The organism is Butyrivibrio sp. YAB3001 (assembly GCF_900112195.1).
Taxonomy (GTDB): domain Bacteria; phylum Bacillota; class Clostridia; order Lachnospirales; family Lachnospiraceae; genus Butyrivibrio.
In genome coordinates this window covers 1-18,581 of sequence record NZ_FOKR01000033.1, presented here as the reverse complement: position 1 = coordinate 18,581, position 18,581 = coordinate 1, and the positions used below count along the sequence as shown (strand labels likewise).

The window sequence follows — 18,581 nt, the reverse complement described above, 5'->3', positions numbered from 1 at the left end:
GTTGCAAAATCCACTCATATTTCCTATAATTAATGCATAAATTGTATTGTTTATAAGGCTTTTCACCTTTTGGTGGTTGTGCCTGTTCGGTACTGGTGGTACCTGAGCTATTCGGAAACGCCAATTTCCAAACAACTTCTTATAACTATTAAAAAAGTACCTCGCCAAAGGTGCTTTTTTTATTTCCCCATGTATTTATTCTACACAACCCTTTCCCAAAAATCAACACAAATTATCACTCAAAAGTTATAATCTATATCAAATTAACTTTGCTTTTATCTAAAAAAGTGATATCATAGTTGTAATAAAAATGTAAAAAACTATTATAATACTTTTATTTTAATAGTTTTTTACTGTTATTAATCTAAATATCTATTATTTTGTTGGGAGGAAAAAAATTGGAAATTATTTCTGTAAATATCCAAAAAGGCGGATGCGGAAAGACAACCACCTGTCAGGTTCTTGCAGAAATCCTTGGGAAAGAATTTGACAAGAACGTCCTTTGTGTAGACATGGATCCCCAGTGTAATCTGACAGCAGCTGCCGGAATAAACTTACTTGAATATCAGGAAAAGAATCTCTTAGGGCTACTCAAAGAAGAATATCCCATACAGGATTGTATAGCAGAATCGGAGTATTACGATATCATTCCTGGTTCCTTAAACCTTACCGATGCCGATACAATATTTAATAACGTCATTTCAAAAGAAACTCTTCTGAAAGATGCACTAGCTCCTGCAGCAAGTGCCTATGACATTATAATCATCGATACACCCCCATCATTGAATGTCCTTGCAAGCATGGCTTTAACAGCATGTACCAAAGTAATTATTCCATGCCTTGCAGACTATTTTGCAATGATGGGTCTTAATCAGCTTTTTGGACGTATAAGTCAGATTAAGAAAAAACTTAATCCTGATCTTTCACTTGAAGGAATCCTTCTTGTGAAATATGGTGGCAGAGCTAATCTTGATAAAGCAGTTGTTGATGGTCTTGATGATATGGCAAAGAGAATGGAAACAAAAGTGTTTAACACGAAAGTAAGAGAACGTGTAAAACTTAGAGAAGCTCAAAGCCAACAACAATCAGTAATTGACTATCCCGATACAAAAGATGTTGTTGCTGATTATAGAGAATTACTTAAAGAAATAGAGTTAAAATAATAGTTTTATACCATTATAAAACTATTATTTTACTCCTATGGAAGGAGTTATATGGCCTCAAAAAGAAAACCAGTAACTATTGCTACGAATACAGGCGCATTATCAGAAGCAGCAGTACCAAAACTAGAAGAAGCTCCTGTAAAAAAAGAAAAACAAAAAGCAATAGCAAAGCATCCTGGGGGACGTCCCAAAAAGACTACTCCAAAAGCTGAGAATAGGACCATCAGCATGGATCCAATTTTATTTGAAAAATATCTGATCATAAGTGAGAGAACAAACAAGGTTTCTATATCAGAATTTCTTAGACATGCTGTTGAGTTTTATTGCCAGCAAAACTCCATCTCATTATATGATGATGAGCTTAATAAAGAAGCTACAGCAAACTACAAAGCAAGATTAGAAGAAAAAGAAAACAAAAAGAAATAATAATAGTTTTATACCATTATAAAACTATTATTTTACCACTAATAATCATTTATTATACCTTTATAAAAGGAGAATGAGCATATGATGTCAGAAAAAATCCGTCTTGTATTAGCAAAAAAAGACAAAAGCAAAGCATGGCTTGCAGATCAGCTTGGTTGGAGCACAAGTAATCTTTACAATAAATTCAAACGTGACAATTTCAGCGAAAAAGAACTGGTAGAGATAGCTAAAGTATTAGACTGTAAATTTGAAGCCAATTTCGTATTAAATGACTCTGGTGAAAAATTTTAATATCCATCTTATTGAATATAATACCATTATAATAGTTTTATTATAATAGTATTATAACGTTATAATACTATTATCAAACTAATGCTATATGTTCTTCCAACGCTTTTTCCTGCATCTCGGAAGTGATTCCGATATACTTCTGTGTCACAGCAACAGAACTGTGCTGCAGAAGCTGCTGGACCAGGACGATATTATAACTGTTGTTTAAGTAGATCTCAGTTGCAAAGAACTTCCTGAAGGAGTGTGTTCCTATATTCTTATATCCAAGATAGTCGCATACCTTCGCAAGATACTTCTGGACAGCCCTTTCTCCTATGGGAAAGAGCTGCCCTGTTTCTTCTATATTATTGTCTGCAGCATACACCCTCATGTAATTGTATATGGCAACAGGGACCGTAAAGGTCCTTTTCTTTAACGTCTTTTTCTCCGTGATGTTGAGCCTGTACCTTCCACCATCCATGATTATGTCAGACATCTTAAGCCTCAGGATATCTTCTATCCGTAGTCCTAAGTTTGCCTCCAGGACCAGGGCAGTAGCTATCTTCTCATTTGCCCTGAAGAAAGATCCGCCCGTCTTCATGGTCTCAATTATTTCCTGATACTGTTCTTTCGTAAGCGCAACAGTGGTCTTGTTAGCCATTTTCCTTTGGTCCTTTCCTGGCAGTTCTCTTTTTCATCCTGTAAAAAGTAGCCCTTCCAATGCCAAGTTTTTCTGTTATATCCTTCTCAGACAGTCCCTGGTCAATAAGCTCCTGCACCTTTTTAGCCTGCTCATCAAGCTTTTCAGGATGCGGCTTTCTTCCTGCAGGTTTGGTCATGGAAATTGTATCATTTATATTCTGATACTTCTTATTAAGGATGCTTATTCTTCCTTCAAGACTGCTGACTTTTCTTCTAAGTTCCTCTATGACATCTCGGTCTGACACCGGTACATCTGAAGGATTCCGGTAACTAAAAAAGATCTCGCCATTATAGTCCCTGTCCCATACATCAATGAAGGTGCGCCTTCCCTTTGCATCTGAATGCCTAACAAAGATCCTTGGGTAATCATGCTTCTTCTCCGGATCAGATTCTGGAAATATGGTTATGAGTGCAAGCGCTCCTTTCCCTGAAGCACGTACTGTTGCTATCTCATATACGTGGTCCTCATTTCCATAGGGGATTATCTCTCCCTTTACAGATTCATATGTTTCGATTATCCGTTTTTCCTCAGCTTTCGTTATCCAGGCTTTCTTCTTCATTTCTGATTCCTTTAATCATCTCAATAATATAATGATACTGTATTAATAATGGTATTCTCACGAAAGGGCACTTTGTACAATGTCAAAATATCACGGAAAGTCACTTTGTGAGCATGTATCACTAATATAATGATACACCAAAATCAACTTTCTGTCAGCTTTACTTTGGATTAAAGATGATTCTGAAAGATAATTCTATCTCCGTTTTTTTGATATCATTTTCATCTATATCTAAACAAAATAGTAATTTTTAGACAAAATCGCATTGTATTTTGTCTAAAACATGTTTAAAATATGATTTGTAGACAGAATCTCACAGAGAGGAACACCGTATAATGAATAACATAATAGGACGTGAAAAAGAGATCCACCGCCTTAAGCGAGTATTGGAAGAACAGGAAGCCCAGCTCGTTATTGTATATGGCAGAAGAAGAGTTGGAAAAACATATCTGGTAAATGAATTTTTTGACTATAAATTTGACTTTAAATTTACCGGTTCATATAACCATAAAAAATCAGAGCAGCTCCAGAATTATATACTGGAGTTTAACCGTTATACAAAAGAAGAACATGATACTCCTAAAGACTGGACTGAAGCCTTTTTTCTGTTAAGGGATTACCTTGAGCAGAAAGATCCTGGAGAAAAGCAGGTAGTCTTTTTTGACGAAATGCCCTGGATGGACAATCAGGGATCCGGCTTTCTTTCTGCATTTGAGTGGTTCTGGAATTCATGGGGCAGTACCAGAAAAAACCTTGTCTTTATAGTATGCGGTTCAGCCACATCCTGGCTTATAGATAAAATAGACAGAAACAAGGGAGGCCTCTTTAACAGACGCACCTGCAGACTGTACATTGAGCCCTGGAATCTTTATGATACGGAGCAGTACCTTATCTCAAGGGACATCTACTGGTCCCGATATGATATCACTGTATGCTACATGATAATGGGTGGCATACCATATTACCTGAAGTTACTGGACAGAGAACTTACCCTGAATGAAAATATTGACTTGATGTTTTTCAGAAACAGATCAGAACTGTGGGATGAGTTCGACCAGCTGTACAGGACGCTGTTCAGTAACAGTGACAAATATATAAAAATAGTCGAGGCGCTGAGCAAAAAAAAGAAAGGGCTAAGTCGAGCTGAAATCTCAGCAGCAACAAAGATTCCTGAAAACGGGACCCTGACAAAAATGCTGACAAACCTCATTGATTCCGGTTTTGTCAGAGTTAATGATACATTTGGGTATAAAAACTATGAAAAGACATTCCAGCTATCTGATTATTACACACTATTTTATTTTCGCTTTATAAAAGACAACTATGGTAAAGACGAGCATATGTGGAGTAACACAAACGACAATCCTGCAAGGCAGGTATGGCAGGGTCTTACTTATGAACAGGTATGCAAGGATCATATTCCACAGATAAAGAAAAAGCTTGGGATATCCGGGATCATGTCCACAGTATCATCCTGGTACAAAAAAGGCAGCGACACGGAAGACGGAGCACAGATAGATATGCTGATTGACCGCCGTGATCATGTCATAAGTCTGTGTGAAGACAAGTTTTCAACGCATGAATATGAGATCACTAAGGACTATGATGCTTCACTTAAGAATAAAGTTGCTGTATTTCGTAATTCGACAAAAACCAAAAAGACGATCCAGGTAATCCTGATAACAACCTACGGCCTCAAAAAGAACAGTTACAGCAACTACGTCGGAAAGGTTATCCTGATGGATGATCTGTTCGAAAAAAATGATGACTAAGTCATAGAATAGTTCGTATTTATCCTTTAATTAGTTCGTATATACCACTATTCTATCATCATCCCCAGTAACTACGCAAAAATAAAGTACGTAAAAGTTAGCTTTTACGTACTTCAAAATATCATCTTTATTAAATATCTGTCATGCTAATGCTATAAATTAAGTAGCTGCACTGCCCACATATTTATTGCTAATAAAGTGCCAAACAGCTAAAACAAGCATCATGCTCCCAATCACCGCAAAACAAATTGTCGTTCCTAATTCCGAAATATATGCTGAAGCAAACAAAAAAACTATTTCCACAAAATTCACTCCCATATTATAAGCTGACAAAACCTCGGCTCTCTTACCTTCAAGATGATTTTTATCAATAACTTTATTCTCAATCTCATCAAATATATAAGCTGGAATGGATATTACAAGCGGAAGCAGTAACATTATTGGGATAATTATCCATCTTACATTTAATTTTCCAAAAGCTACCATGCAAATGCCTGCTACACCAAAACCTATTATAAACGTTTTAAAATAATTCTTTTCCCCTATATAATCTAGAAATTTCTCAGCTGTCATCTCAAATAGTGAATACCCTAATATAATGACAGTCATCCATTCTTCTGATATACCAAGGTTTTCTAACTTATCGACGTAAAAGAAGTTGATCAGTATAAATGAAATACTAACGCAAGCCAAAGTTACCATAATTATTATGTTCTCAATATTTAACTCAAGAATGAATAGCTTTTTCTTCCCAGCAACCAGATTATTAGTAATATTTTTTACTTTATTCTTTTCATCTTCTATTCCAAAGCTCATAAAAGCTGCGATAATATTCATCACAACAGTAAGTATAAGTAATCCTTTGATTTCAAAGAAATGATATATACCCGCATACATAACTGTGCTAACAATAAAACCTGCTGTGCCAAATTTTCCGACTCGTGCACTCTTAACAACGTATTCCCCATCATCATATTTCTGATATAAATATGCACTTATAGTACCTGAAGTAAAGCAATTCGCAATTCCTTCAATTACTGCTTCAGCTATAAACAGCACATAATTTTTAGAAATAAATGCAGCCAACATCGTACTTCTAGCAATTAGCAGCATAAACTGAGACAAAACAATTGTATTCTTATATCCAACAGTGTCAGTAATCTTTCCGGTTGGTATTTCGCCGAAAAAAATCACAACAGAAAGAATTGCTTGTAATATGAAAAACTGATTAAGAGTAATTCCTGCTCTAGTTCTCACAAGTAACGCAACTGGGGCAAAAAAAACTAATCCATTCAAAAAAGAAACCACCTCTAGCTTGTCAATCTTAGCAAAACTGCGCATATTTCCTCCTCACCTCTGGAATAAAAATATTGTCAATAAAATATTCAAAATTTTCTTTCTCGTATTCACAGCATTTCTCAAAATTCACTTTATGAGAAAGCTGACAACCTCCACCACAAAAACCTCCTATTTTACATCCCATACACTCTTTATATGAGTCTGATGTCTTATCCTGGACCTCATACTTCAGTAAATTATCTAAAGAAAAATCAAATATATTGTACTTAGGTCTTCCGACCGTGTATGTACATCTATATGTCTTAAGATTATTATCAACATAAAATGCCATATCTTCTTTAGAAGAATTCCAACAATAATTATTTTTTCCCTTTTTCTCTAATTGATTTGTTATAATACCTAATTTACGGACAAGATTATTTGTAGTTTTTAAAAACGCAATATGCATATTATCCGGTAGTTTATGCTTCATTATTTCCCCAATAAGCTCGCTTTCCTTTAAAATATGCGGATATCCCGTCTCGAAAAGTCGGTCATCAACTCTTCCAAGCGACCATACAAAATTAGGATTGGTCAATAAATCTAACGATTCCAAATCATTTTTCATATCCCATATTTTGTCATAATTTAGCCTATCTATATTGGTTGCAAGATTAACTTTAACTCCATAAGAAATTAGTATTTTTATACAATCAATTAATTCCTTAGTAGATTCAGAACAATTTTGAGATTTATCTAGACTACACCTTGTCAAATAATTTAACTCGGTACTATCAATTGTAGGGTTTATAGAGCTTATAAATTTGCGGTTGATAATAAGCTTTTTAAGAAAGCGCCTCAAATAAAAACCATTCGTAGTAATATGAAGCGGAATTCTTTTTTCTTTGCAAAATAGTAGCACTCTATCAAAAGCTTTTTCATTTTCTGGCAGTAATGGCTCTCCTCCAAATAACCCAATATCTACATTTTTATCCGGATTAAGCTCCATATAATCACTTATAATAGCCAGAATCTTTTCCAGGTTTTCTTCTGATATAAGCCTTCTGTCCAAAGACACATCATGCTGCTGATAACAATATGTACATCTAAAATTACATTTATAAGTTATTGCCAATATAAAACTCACTGAATTACAATCCACATGGCTATCATCACTTCTTTCCTGCGGAAAATAGTCACCAACTAACTCGTCATTATTTAATAGATAACATTTATTATTGAAAGAATCCAAAACAATATTCATGTTATCATCAAGTTTTGTGACATACTTATCATCTAACCACATATGATTGAATTCTAGATTATCATCGCTTATTGAAAAAATACATCCATCTTCTAATTTTAGCATTTTCGTTTGCAGAAAGGGCTGAAATAATTTCAGCCCCGACATTTTAATAATTATCAATATCTTCTATGAGTGTGATCAATGCACTCGCAAGATAACTGTACATCATCATTCTGCTCCATCTCAGCAAATTCCTCTGGTGATAATTCAAATGTACTCATATTTCTGCATCTCCTTCATTTTATATTTTTCTTATTTACTACTAAAAAAATCTGTAAACACATAGAAATTCATAGTCCAAATTCCCATGCTTCTATCACTAAACGAAATACCTGCCCTAATTTATCCAATAAATTATTATTTTTTCACCTCCCTATTATGTCAAGTGTAATTCCTTGAAAAATCAAGGTTTTTTCTATATCTACCTCTAACAAATGAGCCATAGTGATGGACATCTCTGTGTATCTGGTACAAGAATAGAGGTTTTAGAGTATACGAAGTAGAACGTCATTGCTTTCGATCTACATGGCCATCGTTTACCCATCCCCCTATGGCGGCGCACCTCCCGTGTCTACCAGGATCATCCCTCAAGGGGAGTCCTCACTTCCTTCGTTCCGTCTGTCCATAACCAGGGTGCCAGCGTAGCTCCTTTACAGGGTCATGCCCTCCGGTGAATATTCCTGCCAGCTACTGGCTCATTCTTTGTAGTTTGTTGTTTGCTGACAGCCCGCTATGTTCACCAGCACCTTTCGGTGGACGTTTTCCTGATGTTCATTCGATTCTGTCACTCCCTCACGGGATCCGGTCATCCTGATCGTGACCGGAATCAGATACCCGAGTGTCGGATGCCTGATTCCAGCCGCGAGCAGGCAGTTGCAAGTTTGTGTTGCTACTATGCTACGACAGGTCTCTTGATGTCACACATCATCTTCTGTCCATCATAGTGGTTATCAGTTGTGGCAAGCATGTAGAATACCCTTATCAGCTTGCACGCGACAGCTATCAGAGACTGCATCTTCTTAAGTGGATTCTTATCTCTCGTAATGTAATGCTGATGTATCTCCTTGAACTCGGCATTATGAGCCACCACGGAGATAGCTGCTTCATATAGCACATATCTGAGCCTTTTACGGCCTCTGTAGCTGATATGGTGCTCTCCCTTATGCTTACCTGATTCATTCTCAACGATAGCGTATCCTGCCAGCTTCTGTACCTGTTTAGGGTCATCAAAACGACTAATATCACCCACTTCAGAAACAAAGCCTATTGCGGTCTTCAGCCCTACTCCCTTAATCTCAAGCAACTTGTCGATGTATGGAATCTCAATAATTGCCTCATTGATCATACTCATGAGTTCTGATTCTCTCTGTGCATACAGATCATAGTCTGATAGTAGAATCCTGATCTCATATCTTGCTGCTTCTGACGCTTCCGTGCATCCAACGCTGTGCTCTGCCGCAGCAACCAGGGTCATTGCCCTCTTCATGCCTGCGCCTCTCATTTTTGCATCTCGCCAGATCTTGTTTACGCCTTCAGCACCAAGTTTTACGATATCCTCCGGAAGTGGAGCCACCTTCAGTACTGCCAGTCCTGTTACGGCGTCAAGCTTCCCATAAACGTCTTTATAATTCGGGAAGTAGATTGCAAACCATCTGGCAATCCTGTTCTTAATACGGGTTAACTCACCCTGTGCCTGTAGTCTGAGATTTGAAAGATTTCTAACGTCTGCATAGATTCCTGTTGGAATGTAGGGGTATGAATACCTACCCTCTATTACCAGACGTGCAATTACTTTGGGATCCTTACGATCATTCTTGCTTGGATTATTGTCATCAAGCTCTTTGGATTTCTTGACATGGTGAGGATTTACATGCACTGGCCTCATGCCGTTGTCCTGGAGAAAAGCTCCGAGATTGAACCAGTAGTGTCCGGTGGGCTCCATGCCTGGGATAACCTTATCCAGATCGCGTTCAGTCTTTAACTCCTCAACCCAGACCCGAAACGCCTCGAATCCTTCATCATCATTGTTAAAGATGAACGGCTTTCTGGTAAATTCGATCCCCCTCCAATTGAAAGCTCGCGCATAATGCGTTTCGCTTCCTATGTCGATACCGATTACCAAAGTCTTTTCAGTAATTGCTGCAATTTTTGAGTTTTGTGTGTTAGAATACATGTCAGATACCTCCCTGTGGAAAATAAGATTTATTGTCGTCAAACAACTTCTTATTCTACTTCGAGGTATCTATATTTTCACCCTCTTTCTTGTGGAACCACCATATCTTGTATATTTACATCATACAGGAAGCTCCATTCCTGGTTTTAACCCTTTATCAAAGCAGAACAGGTTGTTCCATTTAATAATCGCTTTGCTTTATTTGATAAGTTTTCTGATGAATAGATTTCATTAATAACTCTATTTTTATAAAGGCCATGGCAACCTTCATATCTGTTCAAAATACTCATAGCTAGGCTCCTTATCCAATCGTTTCCTCATATTCTTCTAGCAAATCAATTTCAATATCTAACTCCTGATTTACAGAACACTCATAATCTGCAGCAGCCACAACTATTTTCCCCGTATCAATACTAAAAACTAAAAGTAATAAAACTAATATGCCCCTTACAATCTTCATTCTTTTTCTCCTGTATGATTTTTATTTGGTGTAACTACAAAATACACGTTATAAACATTGCCATCATCTTCTGACATGGTCTGATATTTTCTCAATAGTTCATCATATTCTTTAAGAAAACTATCCATTTTATTTCTATTAGCTTTAATAAACAAAGCTTGAACTCTGTTCGGCTCATTTTCTTGCCACAATGCATTTTTTACTGCATCCTTTACCATTAATGAATATTGATGAGAATATCTACTTATAATTCGTTTTTTTTCAAATGAATCATTAATATTTTTTAGATCTTTTCTTATTAAAATATTTTTTTCTTCATAACAATATTTAATGGACTCATTGGAACAATCACTTTTCTTTACAATACCTATGTCAACCATTTTATTTATATAATTTGAAACTGTGAAAACTGGAATGTCTAATTTGCTCGCAATTTCAGCACAGCTAGACGCTTTATCAAATATGCAAATCAATATATCTAAGCCTAAACCAGATATTATTTCAACTTCCAATTCTTCCATCTTTTTCTCTATACTTTCTATTATCTTCACCTGCCTTTTTTCAATTTCTTTATGAATAAAATATAGCAATTTGAATTCAGTAACAGCACTCGACAAAACATAAACTTTGTTGTTTCCATTTACCTAAAATTCACCTTCCAGTGCCCCCATTTTGTGATACAATCATTCTTAGTGTTTAGCATTTGTGGTTATCAGCTATATCAATACTAGCTTTGCTAAAAATCGAATCATATTATATTGTTTTACAGGAATTATAATGAGTATTAGAAACGCCGGACAGATTATTAAAGAAGCACGTATAAATGCTGGATTATCACAAGAAAAATTATCTGATGGAATTTGTTCACTTGCATCTCTGAGTAATATAGAAAATGGGATTCTTGGAGTAAGTCCATTTACATTTAATTTATTAATGCAAAAAGCTGGCTCTTCCAGAGAAATCTATCCATTTTTTGAAAATGATTCTGATTGGGAATGCTTTATACATATAAAACAAGCAAGATTCTACCTCCTACATTGGAAAATGCAGGAAGCATATATAGAATTACTAGCTGTAAACGACCAAAATTTCAATTATAACCGTTTATACTTTCAAGAGTGGTTTTTTTTATATTCTCAATTTCAATACTATACCGCAACATCAGATATACGACTCATCTATGATAAATATCTTGAAATACTACCATATTATTCCATAGATATATCTAACCTTGACTTTAAATACAAGTTACTTACTGTATCTGAAATTAATGCACTTCTACTGTTTGCAGAATTATCTTTGGAATTAAAAAAAGAAGAACATTGTTTAATAATCTGTCAACAATTATTACCCTATATAGAAAATACAAAGTTGACTGATTCAGAAAAAGAAGAACTTCTTACAAAATACAATATAGTATATATTAAATACCTATTATGTATTGGCGATTATTCTTCCGTAGAGAAAATAATAAAAGGAATCACATATGCAGAACATTCAATGAATCTTAATTTCTTAGTTATTGAACTTAGAATCATTGAATCAATTTATTATTACCTTACTGGTAACAAGTCGCAATATCAACAATTATTAAATGATATTCTTTGTTCCATTACTGCCACACAGAATGATTTTTTTTCCTATCTACGTAAAATGCTTGTTTTTTTTAAAGTCAAAGACGCTATTTCAAAAGAATGTATAATAAACCACTCATTTGCCAAAATTACTTATACTTACAATGATAATTTTTCAAATGGCATATTTGATATTTATGGAAAAGATGTTCTTACAATAGGAAGTCTTATAAAAAAGCTCAGAGTTGACCAGGGAATCTCTCAACAAACATTATGTCAAGGATTATGTAGCAAATCAATGCTTTCAAAGATTGAAAATTGCATTTTAAATCCCGACATAATTATAGCAGGCGCTTTATTAAATAGGCTTGGTTACTCCGAAAGGGAACTAGTATTTTACGGTAATAAACAAGAATCCCAATTTAATGAACTTAAATTATCACTTTCAACCCTTCCTGCTAAATCTTCAGATTATATAAAAAAATTAAATGAACTAAAAGAATTAGCTGAACACACCAAACATCCTCTAATTAAACAGACTTATGTTTTATTTGATATTAGAACCATGCCTGATTCTTCTGAGAAAGAAACAAAAATAAAAGATGCCATATTTATAACGCTACCAGCATTTGACATTAATAAAATGCTTAATTATCGCTTATCATGGGTAGAATTTTCCTTAATTAATCAACTAATAAAATGCATTAATAATATTTCGAGTACATATAATACTCAGACCTATTTTCAACAAATTTTTTTATATAAAGAGATTACAAAGCCTAATATAATATATGCGCTCCAATTATATCCAGTTACTTACTATATCCAACAAAAGTTTTTTTTTAAAAACAAGCTTTTTAACAATATGTTATTTTCATTAACAACGGTGGATTATTCGTTATGTACATATTCTCCCATTATATTAGCGCAAATATACTTCTATTATGCTCAAGCACTTGGATGCTTAAATAAGTATGATGAAATGATTGTATTTGCTACTAAATCAATATCCATTTTTAGATCATTGGGTTTTTATAAAAATGCTCAACTGCTAATAGAAGCCCTAAAAACTGATTTTGATACAATTATAACCTAATCTTATTACTTTCATTCCCATACCTTTTCTTTTCCATGGGAATGAAAGTTTTTTACATTTCTAGCATGAATATATTATCTTTCATACTCATCATGTTCATGATAATAGCTATGCTCGATGATTTCACCATTTTCTCTTTCACGCTCATCACGCTTTTCGATGTCCCTTTCATATTTTCTCATCTTCCTGCGTGTACTCGGATCAGCATTATCATAATCACAGAACTGCTTATCAGCTTTCTCTATGTCCGCATCACTAAAGTCTTTACCAAATTCAAACTTAAGATTCTCCTTAAGATCTGCTACATCCCTTGGATCAAGAACTATCTGTGATATATCCTTCTCAGCATCAAGCCTTGCGTATACTACATCAAAGGATGTCTGCTCTGATCTGATCTTTTTATCAAGGTCATTGGAAGCTTTGGCCATCTTTGAAGTCTCTGCTACATATTCATTATATTTTTCTAATGTTTCAAAGCCGTTCTTTTTAAGATACCCGGTAATGCTTTTTTTGTTTCCCTCTATATACGCTTCTTTGTGAGCTATCTTCTCCTCCAGGTCATGATATTTTATAAAAAGGATCTTGGGACATTCCTTCAGCTCTTTCTCATATTTTTTAAGGGCTTTCTTTGCGCTGTTGATTGCATTCTCTCCTTCCTTAAGAAAAGGATGCATCTTTTTTATCAGTTTATCTCTTACTTTTATCTCCTTATCCATGTCTGCCTTGACATCCATATATTCAGTGATCCTGATCCTTGCTGCAATGCCCTGGCACTTGTCATGAGAATACTTATCCCTTTCCATTGATGCAGCATTTCTTTCAAACCTTGATAGCAGCTCTTCCTTTCCTATTCCAAGGTTGAAAGTCTTGTTAAGGTTGGTGTCCCTGACCTTGTTTCCATCTTTGTCCATGAATGTCAGGTGCTTATGTTTGTCCTGCCAGTCAACAGAGTATCCTTTTCCAGAAAGAATTGTTATAAACTCTTTCTGTGACACTGCCCTGTTCATGGAATCCTTTACTACTTCCATTGTGTTGTAGACATAGGACTTTACGGACTTTCCTTCCAGCATATCCTTCATAAAATGATATTTTTCTTTTGTCCATGCTGTTATGCCGGTACGCTCATGGCCATCAAATGTTTTATTCTTTTCACAGATGGATAGCCCATGTTCGTGACAGATCTCGTCACTTCTGTCCTTCATCTTCTGCAGGTCCTTTGATGACATCTGGAACTTTTTCCCGTCTTCAAAACTTACTGAATTGATTATGAAATGGGTATGTACATGTTTCTTATCCTTATGTGTTGCTATAAGGACCTCATACCCTTTAAAGAGAGGACAGCTCTCTGCAAATTCTTTTGCTATCTCATGGGCTTTCTCAGGAGTTATGTTTTCACCAGGAGCAAAAGACTGAACGAAATGTTTGTAGGTCCTTCCATCTGTCTTTCCATATATTTCTTTTGTCGCCTGCATTTCTTCTTTGGCAGTTTCAGGTGTGACACCTATTCCGTATAAAAGTCTTTCTTCTGTCTTTTCTCTTTTTTCAACATAATCGATCGCTGTTCCTATCGGTGCGTGGCTAGATACTGCTTTAATGACTGCCATGTTTCCTTTACCTCCTTCAAGGTCCCTGACAAAACATTTCCATAATCAACATATCCGTTTTCATTAAGCTTCTTTGCTACCTGGTTAAGGTTGGTCCCCTGTTTTTTCATTTCCGGGATCAGTTCCTTAAGCGGATCCATGTTAGTTATCTGCATTTCAAGGGCAGCTCTCCGAAGATACTCCTGCTGCTTTTTTCCAGATGAAGAGATCTTCTCTTTTAAGATTTCCAGCTCTTCATCCGAAAGGCGGAACGTTACCTGATGTGGTCTTTTCTTATTCATGGTGGAGCCTTTCTGCAGCTGCGTTTCTGAAAAAATGAAAGCAGCTGCGATCAAAATTTATGAGCGGAGTGAATAAATTTCTGATCATGCCAGCCACACAAATTTACAAAAAGTTATAACTGTGGCAGGCATAAATGTGAGGATCCAAGGGGAGCAGAGCTTCCCTGGCAAGCGCTAAAGTGGTAACACTTTAGGAAGCTTGCAAAATCTCCCACATGTATATATTACCACTACTTTCCGGTCAGGCAAAGTGGGAGATTTCATGCTGCGAATACGTGAAAATGTCAGAAAGTCCCGGCTGCAGACTTGATGATTTTTTCATGTACGAGCAGCATGAACAGCATCGCATTTTGAAATTTTTCATTTTGTCGTGACTGTGATTTTGCGATGCGGCTACGCCAGGAACTGGCGAAAAAAATATAAAGGCACATATCATTATTTTTAAATAATAGAATGTTCCTTTATATAAATATTTTATTCTTTTACTCTTAACTCACATACAATATTGCCGATATAAATGATGATAATGGATTATATGTCTTTTCAATGGATTGAGTAGATTCTTTGAAAAGACATTTTTTTAGATAAGAAATTTTTAATTAGGAAGGAAAAATATATTATTATGAGCATAACTTTAGATGCTTCTTATTACAAAAACGCACCTTCAAAAATGTATGTTGAACAAAAGATTCAAAACAATTTTTCGTCTGCTTTTAATATAGCTGACATACAACAATCTGATAAAACATCAACTATTGTTAATAACAATAAAACTCCTTATACAACTGAAGAAGATTTAAATTGTTCTATGTGCGGCGAAATAAATAACCCCCAAAATTTACCATGCAAATTTTATAAACCTTCAAACTATTCTGAAGAGGATCCTGTCTACATAGCAAAACTCTATCCGTGGGATGGCTCAGATCCTATTATTCGAGAAATTCATTTAAACAATATTAGTTTTTCGAATATAGATGAGTATGAAACATTCGCATATGGAATCTATTTAAAAAAACAAGGGAAGATACCATGGCTAAATGATATATTAACTGCATATGATCAAGCCAATTATCAACTCTCAGATGATTCTTCTAGTTTTAACAAAGTAAATATCATTCAGTCAATAAAAGAAGATATGAATGAAGGATTAAAAAACAGATACTATGAACAATATTTAAGATATAAATCTTTATTTAATCTATTAACAAAGCAGACCAAATCAAAATGATTTGGTCTGCTTTCAATTTTAATATGCCCGAACTGCTTTTTCTTCTATAACTGTATTCCATGGCCTAACAGTTGATCTTCCTACATATCTGAATGTATATGTCCCTGGCGCTTTATATCCACAATTAAATACAAATGTATAAGTATTTCCTGAAATAGTCGAGGACTCCATTCTAACTCTTACATCATTCAAATATCCCATTGCTGTTCCACTGCCAACAACTATAACTCTAACTTTTAAGCAGTTATCTTCCATATAGCCATTGCCAATCCTAACACTACTAATTGGACTCGCAGGAGCAGCTAAAGCCGTTATCTTAGGTACAAATGCCAACAATAACATAGCCATAATTAACGCTATTGACAGTATTCTCTTTGTCTTTTTCATCAAAAATTCCTCCTTCTTATAAAAAAAAATTATTTTGCGTTAATTATTGTATATTATTTCGTTTACATTTTCAATATTGTTACACCTCACTCACCCTTCTCTGAATTTCAAATAAAATATGTACTAGAATTCAATTGGCTAATCTTTAGTACTTTTCAAAAATTCTGAATTTTCCTGGAGGTCTTTCACCCATGAATACTTCTCTACCTTTTCTTCATATACCTAGCATCTTTGAAAGTTCCGATCTTTTCAATCTTTTCATCCTTTAGCATTTTTCCAAGGACCAGTTCTATGGTTTTTACACTTACATCAGGAAGCTTTTCTGCGATGTCAGCTTTCGATATCGGGACTACAGCTCCCATAAGGACCGCCTCAACCCTCTCAGATTTTTTTGCTTTTTTAGTGATATCTCCATGAACGAATCATCAAGATCCTTAAAACACCGGTACAGGATCTGAAGGAAATTTATTATGAAAGGCATGTAATCATTTTTGTTTTCATGCCATCCTAATGAAGACTGTTCAAGTGCTGCATAATAGCTTTCCTTATATTTATCTGGTTCTCAACAGAGATATATCTTCCTATATCATATCCAAAGATATAGAGCATCAGTACCGTAAGAAGTCTTGATACTCTTCCGTTCCCGTCAATGAATGGATGGATGCATAATCCACTATAAAACATGGTATGAGAAAAAGAACAGGTATCTCCTCATCCTGTCTTGCATCATAGAAAGCAAGGATAAGCTGCTCCATTGCCTCCTCTGTATCTTTATGTTTTACCGGAGTAAATCTTACCCGTCTGCTCTCATCGCTTAAGTATTCCATTATAAGGTTGTCCCTTGTTTCAGCCTCCAGAGGATTAACTGATTCTTCGATCATCCTGTGAAACATCAGGATCACTTCTTTTGATACATCAAGATTTTCATGTTCTGTATGGATGAGACTCAAGGCATCTTTATATCCGGAGATCTCTTTTTCATCATGTGTGAGGGGCGCAGCTCCTGCTACCAGATCCTTGATTCTTTCTTCAGTAGTGACAATACCCTCGATCTCATTGCTGGCCTTAACGGATTCTATCACAGCCTTTTCCCTGAGTTTTTCAAAAGTCTTCTCATATTGGAGCTTTCTTACCTGGTTCCTTGTATTTAGATCTGATATGATCCCTACTGTTCCAATGATGGTCCCAGGAATCTCTTTTTTTAAAAAAGAATAATCAAACTTCCTCATAACTACCTCTTAAGAAATTTACTACCTAAAATCTGTCATTTATTAGGTAGTAAATCAACAACCCATCTTCTCTTTATATTATTCCGACCAAAATGACAATAGGATGCTGTTTTGATCGGAGCATCCTTCCAGACCAGTATCCATCAGCTCTGCTAGTACGACCATATACATATTTATAAAGACAACCAAAAGACCAGGAGAGACCAACAATCGCTCGCAGCCTGTCCTTGCTTTTCTTCTGGCGGTTGAACCAAGGAAACGGCTGTGAGCTTCCCCCCGCAGACCTTATGTTTTAGAAAGAATCTAAAAAAGCATAAAATCCACGGATTCTATGCTAAAATTAAGGTCTGCGAAGGGAAGTGACAAGATTTCTTTTGGCGTATATCGCCTGAGGTATCCGTATGTATCACTTACCTGTATTACTACAGGTCCCGCTTCTGGCACACTGCCAACGATCAAGGTCTCCGGTTCAAACATCGTAAGAGATCATCTTTTGCAAGCCCCCCTAGCAATATGTTCTGATCATAAGTCAGAGACATCTGCTTTCTCAAGGCATCTGTCCCATATCGCACGAAGCACGGTAAAACTCCATCTTTCAGTTTTGTATTCGCCGACGCATCGGTTGTCCAGGTCTGTGACTGGACAGAAACAGGCGGTCAAGCCATGCCGTTCATCCCATGATCCCCGGCACGCTCTTACCGTGATTCCTCCGTAGACTGTATGGGGCTGATCAGTGCCCGTTCCTCATACGAAAAGGTTGTTTTCACACGATTTTCCTCTCAACGTGACCATATCTTCCTCTGGCAGGCGGCCAGACCTGTGTTTAATTATTGGTGTTGGAAATAATGCGATTGGCTAGATCCTATTCCCAGCAAAACCTTTTTTCATGTCTAGGAAATAAAAAAGCCTATGGGACACCATAGACCGAATAAACAATATTTTGTGCTTATCATAGGAAAACTTTAGACTATATGGTGGTTGCAAAATCCACTCATATTTCCTATAATTAATGCATAAATTGTATTGTTTATAAGGCTTTTCACCTTTTGGTGGTTGTGCCTGTTCGGTACTG

21 protein-coding genes are annotated in these 18,581 nt (G+C 35.7%); 6 read left to right on the top strand and 15 right to left on the bottom strand.

All coding sequences use genetic code 11. The features are described 5' to 3' along the window. The first annotated feature begins 398 nt into the window (after positions 1–398). From BM086_RS19535 to BM086_RS19525, 3 genes are all read left to right on the top strand, one after another. A complete protein-coding gene (locus BM086_RS19535) occupies positions 399–1,163 on the top strand; it encodes a ParA family protein (protein ID WP_029233778.1) in 765 nt (254 codons plus the stop codon). Positions 1,164–1,214: 51 nt separating this feature from the next. Further along, positions 1,215–1,589 carry a hypothetical protein gene (locus tag BM086_RS19530; protein WP_029233777.1) on the top strand — a complete coding sequence of 125 codons (375 nt, stop codon included), beginning with the start codon at positions 1,215–1,217 and terminating at the stop codon, positions 1,587–1,589. Positions 1,590–1,670: 81 nt separating this feature from the next. Beyond that, positions 1,671–1,880, top strand: a complete 210-nt coding sequence (locus BM086_RS19525; protein WP_029233776.1) for a helix-turn-helix domain-containing protein — start codon at positions 1,671–1,673, stop codon at positions 1,878–1,880. Between the two features lie 73 nt (positions 1,881–1,953). Here BM086_RS19525 and BM086_RS19520 read toward each other — a convergent pair whose 3' ends face one another. Together BM086_RS19520 and BM086_RS19515 are read right to left on the bottom strand one after the other, a co-directional pair. Next, the gene (locus tag BM086_RS19520; RefSeq protein WP_029233775.1) at positions 1,954–2,520 is read right to left on the bottom strand and encodes a tyrosine-type recombinase/integrase; all 567 of its coding nucleotides are present in this window, start codon (positions 2,518–2,520) and stop codon (positions 1,954–1,956) included. Next, entirely contained in the window at positions 2,513–3,121 is a 609-nt protein-coding gene (locus BM086_RS19515) for a helix-turn-helix domain-containing protein (protein ID WP_029233774.1), read from the bottom strand. Before BM086_RS19515 ends, BM086_RS19520 begins: the two co-directional genes overlap by 8 nt. 335 nt (positions 3,122–3,456) lie before the next feature. Between BM086_RS19515 and BM086_RS19510 the strand changes: the two genes are divergently transcribed. Beyond that, a complete protein-coding gene (locus BM086_RS19510; RefSeq protein WP_029233773.1) occupies positions 3,457–4,893 on the top strand; it encodes an AAA family ATPase in 1,437 nt (478 codons plus the stop codon). A 159-nt stretch (positions 4,894–5,052) separates the two neighbouring features. Here BM086_RS19510 and BM086_RS19505 read toward each other — a convergent pair whose 3' ends face one another. From BM086_RS19505 to BM086_RS19490, 6 genes are all read right to left on the bottom strand, one after another. After that, positions 5,053–6,234, bottom strand: a complete 1,182-nt coding sequence (locus tag BM086_RS19505) for an MFS transporter (RefSeq protein ID WP_029233772.1) — start codon at positions 6,232–6,234, stop codon at positions 5,053–5,055. Continuing rightward, positions 6,218–7,540 (bottom strand): radical SAM protein, encoded by a 1,323-nt coding sequence (locus tag BM086_RS19500; RefSeq protein WP_175560396.1) that lies wholly within the window; start codon positions 7,538–7,540, stop codon positions 6,218–6,220. The genes BM086_RS19505 and BM086_RS19500 overlap by 17 nt, the downstream gene beginning before the upstream one ends. 829 nt (positions 7,541–8,369) lie before the next feature. Further along, positions 8,370–9,650, bottom strand: coding sequence for an IS110 family transposase (locus BM086_RS19495; protein WP_092331808.1), 1,281 nt, complete (start codon positions 9,648–9,650; stop codon positions 8,370–8,372). 146 nt (positions 9,651–9,796) lie between these two features. Continuing rightward, a complete protein-coding gene (locus tag BM086_RS21155; protein WP_155828121.1) occupies positions 9,797–9,940 on the bottom strand; it encodes a hypothetical protein in 144 nt (47 codons plus the stop codon). 11 nt (positions 9,941–9,951) lie between these two features. Then, positions 9,952–10,110: a hypothetical protein gene (locus tag BM086_RS21150; RefSeq protein ID WP_155828120.1), complete on the bottom strand. Its 159-nt coding sequence runs from the start codon at positions 10,108–10,110 to the stop codon at positions 9,952–9,954. Then, positions 10,107–10,631, bottom strand: a complete 525-nt coding sequence (locus tag BM086_RS19490; protein ID WP_092331805.1) for a helix-turn-helix transcriptional regulator — start codon at positions 10,629–10,631, stop codon at positions 10,107–10,109. The genes BM086_RS21150 and BM086_RS19490 overlap by 4 nt, the downstream gene beginning before the upstream one ends. Before the next feature lie 256 nt (positions 10,632–10,887). On the opposite strand from BM086_RS19490, the gene BM086_RS19485 reads away from it, so the two are divergent. Beyond that, entirely contained in the window at positions 10,888–12,780 is a 1,893-nt protein-coding gene (locus BM086_RS19485) for a helix-turn-helix domain-containing protein (RefSeq protein WP_092331801.1), read from the top strand. Positions 12,781–12,854: 74 nt separating this feature from the next. Here BM086_RS19485 and BM086_RS19480 read toward each other — a convergent pair whose 3' ends face one another. Together BM086_RS19480 and BM086_RS19475 are read right to left on the bottom strand one after the other, a co-directional pair. Next, positions 12,855–14,384 (bottom strand): relaxase/mobilization nuclease domain-containing protein, encoded by a 1,530-nt coding sequence (locus BM086_RS19480; protein ID WP_029233782.1) that lies wholly within the window; start codon positions 14,382–14,384, stop codon positions 12,855–12,857. Further along, positions 14,345–14,665 carry a plasmid mobilization protein gene (locus BM086_RS19475; RefSeq protein ID WP_029233781.1) on the bottom strand — a complete coding sequence of 107 codons (321 nt, stop codon included), beginning with the start codon at positions 14,663–14,665 and terminating at the stop codon, positions 14,345–14,347. Before BM086_RS19475 ends, BM086_RS19480 begins: the two co-directional genes overlap by 40 nt. Before the next feature lie 622 nt (positions 14,666–15,287). Between BM086_RS19475 and BM086_RS19470 the strand changes: the two genes are divergently transcribed. Next, a complete protein-coding gene (locus BM086_RS19470) occupies positions 15,288–15,893 on the top strand; it encodes a hypothetical protein (protein WP_029233780.1) in 606 nt (201 codons plus the stop codon). 18 nt (positions 15,894–15,911) lie between these two features. Here BM086_RS19470 and BM086_RS19465 read toward each other — a convergent pair whose 3' ends face one another. The 5 genes from BM086_RS19465 to BM086_RS21140 form a co-directional block, all read right to left on the bottom strand. Then, positions 15,912–16,280, bottom strand: a complete 369-nt coding sequence (locus BM086_RS19465) for a hypothetical protein (protein WP_092331797.1) — start codon at positions 16,278–16,280, stop codon at positions 15,912–15,914. 203 nt (positions 16,281–16,483) lie between these two features. Next, positions 16,484–16,642, bottom strand: a complete 159-nt coding sequence (locus BM086_RS21145) for a hypothetical protein (RefSeq protein WP_155828122.1) — start codon at positions 16,640–16,642, stop codon at positions 16,484–16,486. A gap of 145 nt (positions 16,643–16,787) precedes the next feature. Continuing rightward, positions 16,788–16,964: a Fic family protein gene (locus BM086_RS22155; RefSeq protein WP_081647940.1), complete on the bottom strand. Its 177-nt coding sequence runs from the start codon at positions 16,962–16,964 to the stop codon at positions 16,788–16,790. Beyond that, positions 16,889–17,509, bottom strand: coding sequence for a Fic family protein (locus BM086_RS19455; RefSeq protein WP_051151102.1), 621 nt, complete (start codon positions 17,507–17,509; stop codon positions 16,889–16,891). Before BM086_RS19455 ends, BM086_RS22155 begins: the two co-directional genes overlap by 76 nt. A 303-nt stretch (positions 17,510–17,812) precedes the next feature. Next, on the bottom strand, positions 17,813–17,986 hold the full coding sequence (locus BM086_RS21140; RefSeq protein WP_175560395.1) for a hypothetical protein: 174 nt from the start codon (positions 17,984–17,986) through the stop codon (positions 17,813–17,815). Between the last annotated feature and the right edge of the window lie 595 nt (positions 17,987–18,581).

Excerpts from the sequence above, each read along its gene's own strand:
- BM086_RS19530 (WP_029233777.1), top strand. The coding sequence starts at position 1,215 with ATGGCCTCAAAAAGAAAACCAGTAACTATTGCTACGAATACAGGCGCA.
- BM086_RS19465 (WP_092331797.1), bottom strand. The coding sequence starts at position 16,280 with ATGAAAAAGACAAAGAGAATACTGTCAATAGCGTTAATTATGGCTATG.
- BM086_RS19480 (WP_029233782.1), bottom strand. The coding sequence starts at position 14,384 with ATGGCAGTCATTAAAGCAGTATCTAGCCACGCACCGATAGGAACAGCG.
- BM086_RS19455 (WP_051151102.1), bottom strand. The coding sequence starts at position 17,509 with ATGAGGAAGTTTGATTATTCTTTTTTAAAAAAAGAGATTCCTGGGACC.
- BM086_RS19490 (WP_092331805.1), bottom strand. The coding sequence starts at position 10,631 with ATGGAAGAATTGGAAGTTGAAATAATATCTGGTTTAGGCTTAGATATA.
- BM086_RS19525 (WP_029233776.1), top strand. The coding sequence starts at position 1,671 with ATGATGTCAGAAAAAATCCGTCTTGTATTAGCAAAAAAAGACAAAAGC.
- BM086_RS19485 (WP_092331801.1), top strand. The coding sequence starts at position 10,888 with ATGAGTATTAGAAACGCCGGACAGATTATTAAAGAAGCACGTATAAAT.
- BM086_RS19505 (WP_029233772.1), bottom strand. The coding sequence starts at position 6,234 with ATGCGCAGTTTTGCTAAGATTGACAAGCTAGAGGTGGTTTCTTTTTTG.
- BM086_RS21155 (WP_155828121.1), bottom strand. The coding sequence starts at position 9,940 with ATGAGTATTTTGAACAGATATGAAGGTTGCCATGGCCTTTATAAAAAT.
- BM086_RS19515 (WP_029233774.1), bottom strand. The coding sequence starts at position 3,121 with ATGAAGAAGAAAGCCTGGATAACGAAAGCTGAGGAAAAACGGATAATC.
- BM086_RS21150 (WP_155828120.1), bottom strand. The coding sequence starts at position 10,110 with ATGAAGATTGTAAGGGGCATATTAGTTTTATTACTTTTAGTTTTTAGT.
- BM086_RS21145 (WP_155828122.1), bottom strand. The coding sequence starts at position 16,642 with ATGGGAGCTGTAGTCCCGATATCGAAAGCTGACATCGCAGAAAAGCTT.
- BM086_RS22155 (WP_081647940.1), bottom strand. The coding sequence starts at position 16,964 with ATGTTTTATAGTGGATTATGCATCCATCCATTCATTGACGGGAACGGA.
- BM086_RS19495 (WP_092331808.1), bottom strand. The coding sequence starts at position 9,650 with ATGTATTCTAACACACAAAACTCAAAAATTGCAGCAATTACTGAAAAG.
- BM086_RS19470 (WP_029233780.1), top strand. The coding sequence starts at position 15,288 with ATGAGCATAACTTTAGATGCTTCTTATTACAAAAACGCACCTTCAAAA.
- BM086_RS19500 (WP_175560396.1), bottom strand. The coding sequence starts at position 7,540 with ATGCTAAAATTAGAAGATGGATGTATTTTTTCAATAAGCGATGATAAT.
- BM086_RS21140 (WP_175560395.1), bottom strand. The coding sequence starts at position 17,986 with ATGTTTGAACCGGAGACCTTGATCGTTGGCAGTGTGCCAGAAGCGGGA.
- BM086_RS19475 (WP_029233781.1), bottom strand. The coding sequence starts at position 14,665 with ATGAATAAGAAAAGACCACATCAGGTAACGTTCCGCCTTTCGGATGAA.
- BM086_RS19520 (WP_029233775.1), bottom strand. The coding sequence starts at position 2,520 with ATGGCTAACAAGACCACTGTTGCGCTTACGAAAGAACAGTATCAGGAA.
- BM086_RS19510 (WP_029233773.1), top strand. The coding sequence starts at position 3,457 with ATGAATAACATAATAGGACGTGAAAAAGAGATCCACCGCCTTAAGCGA.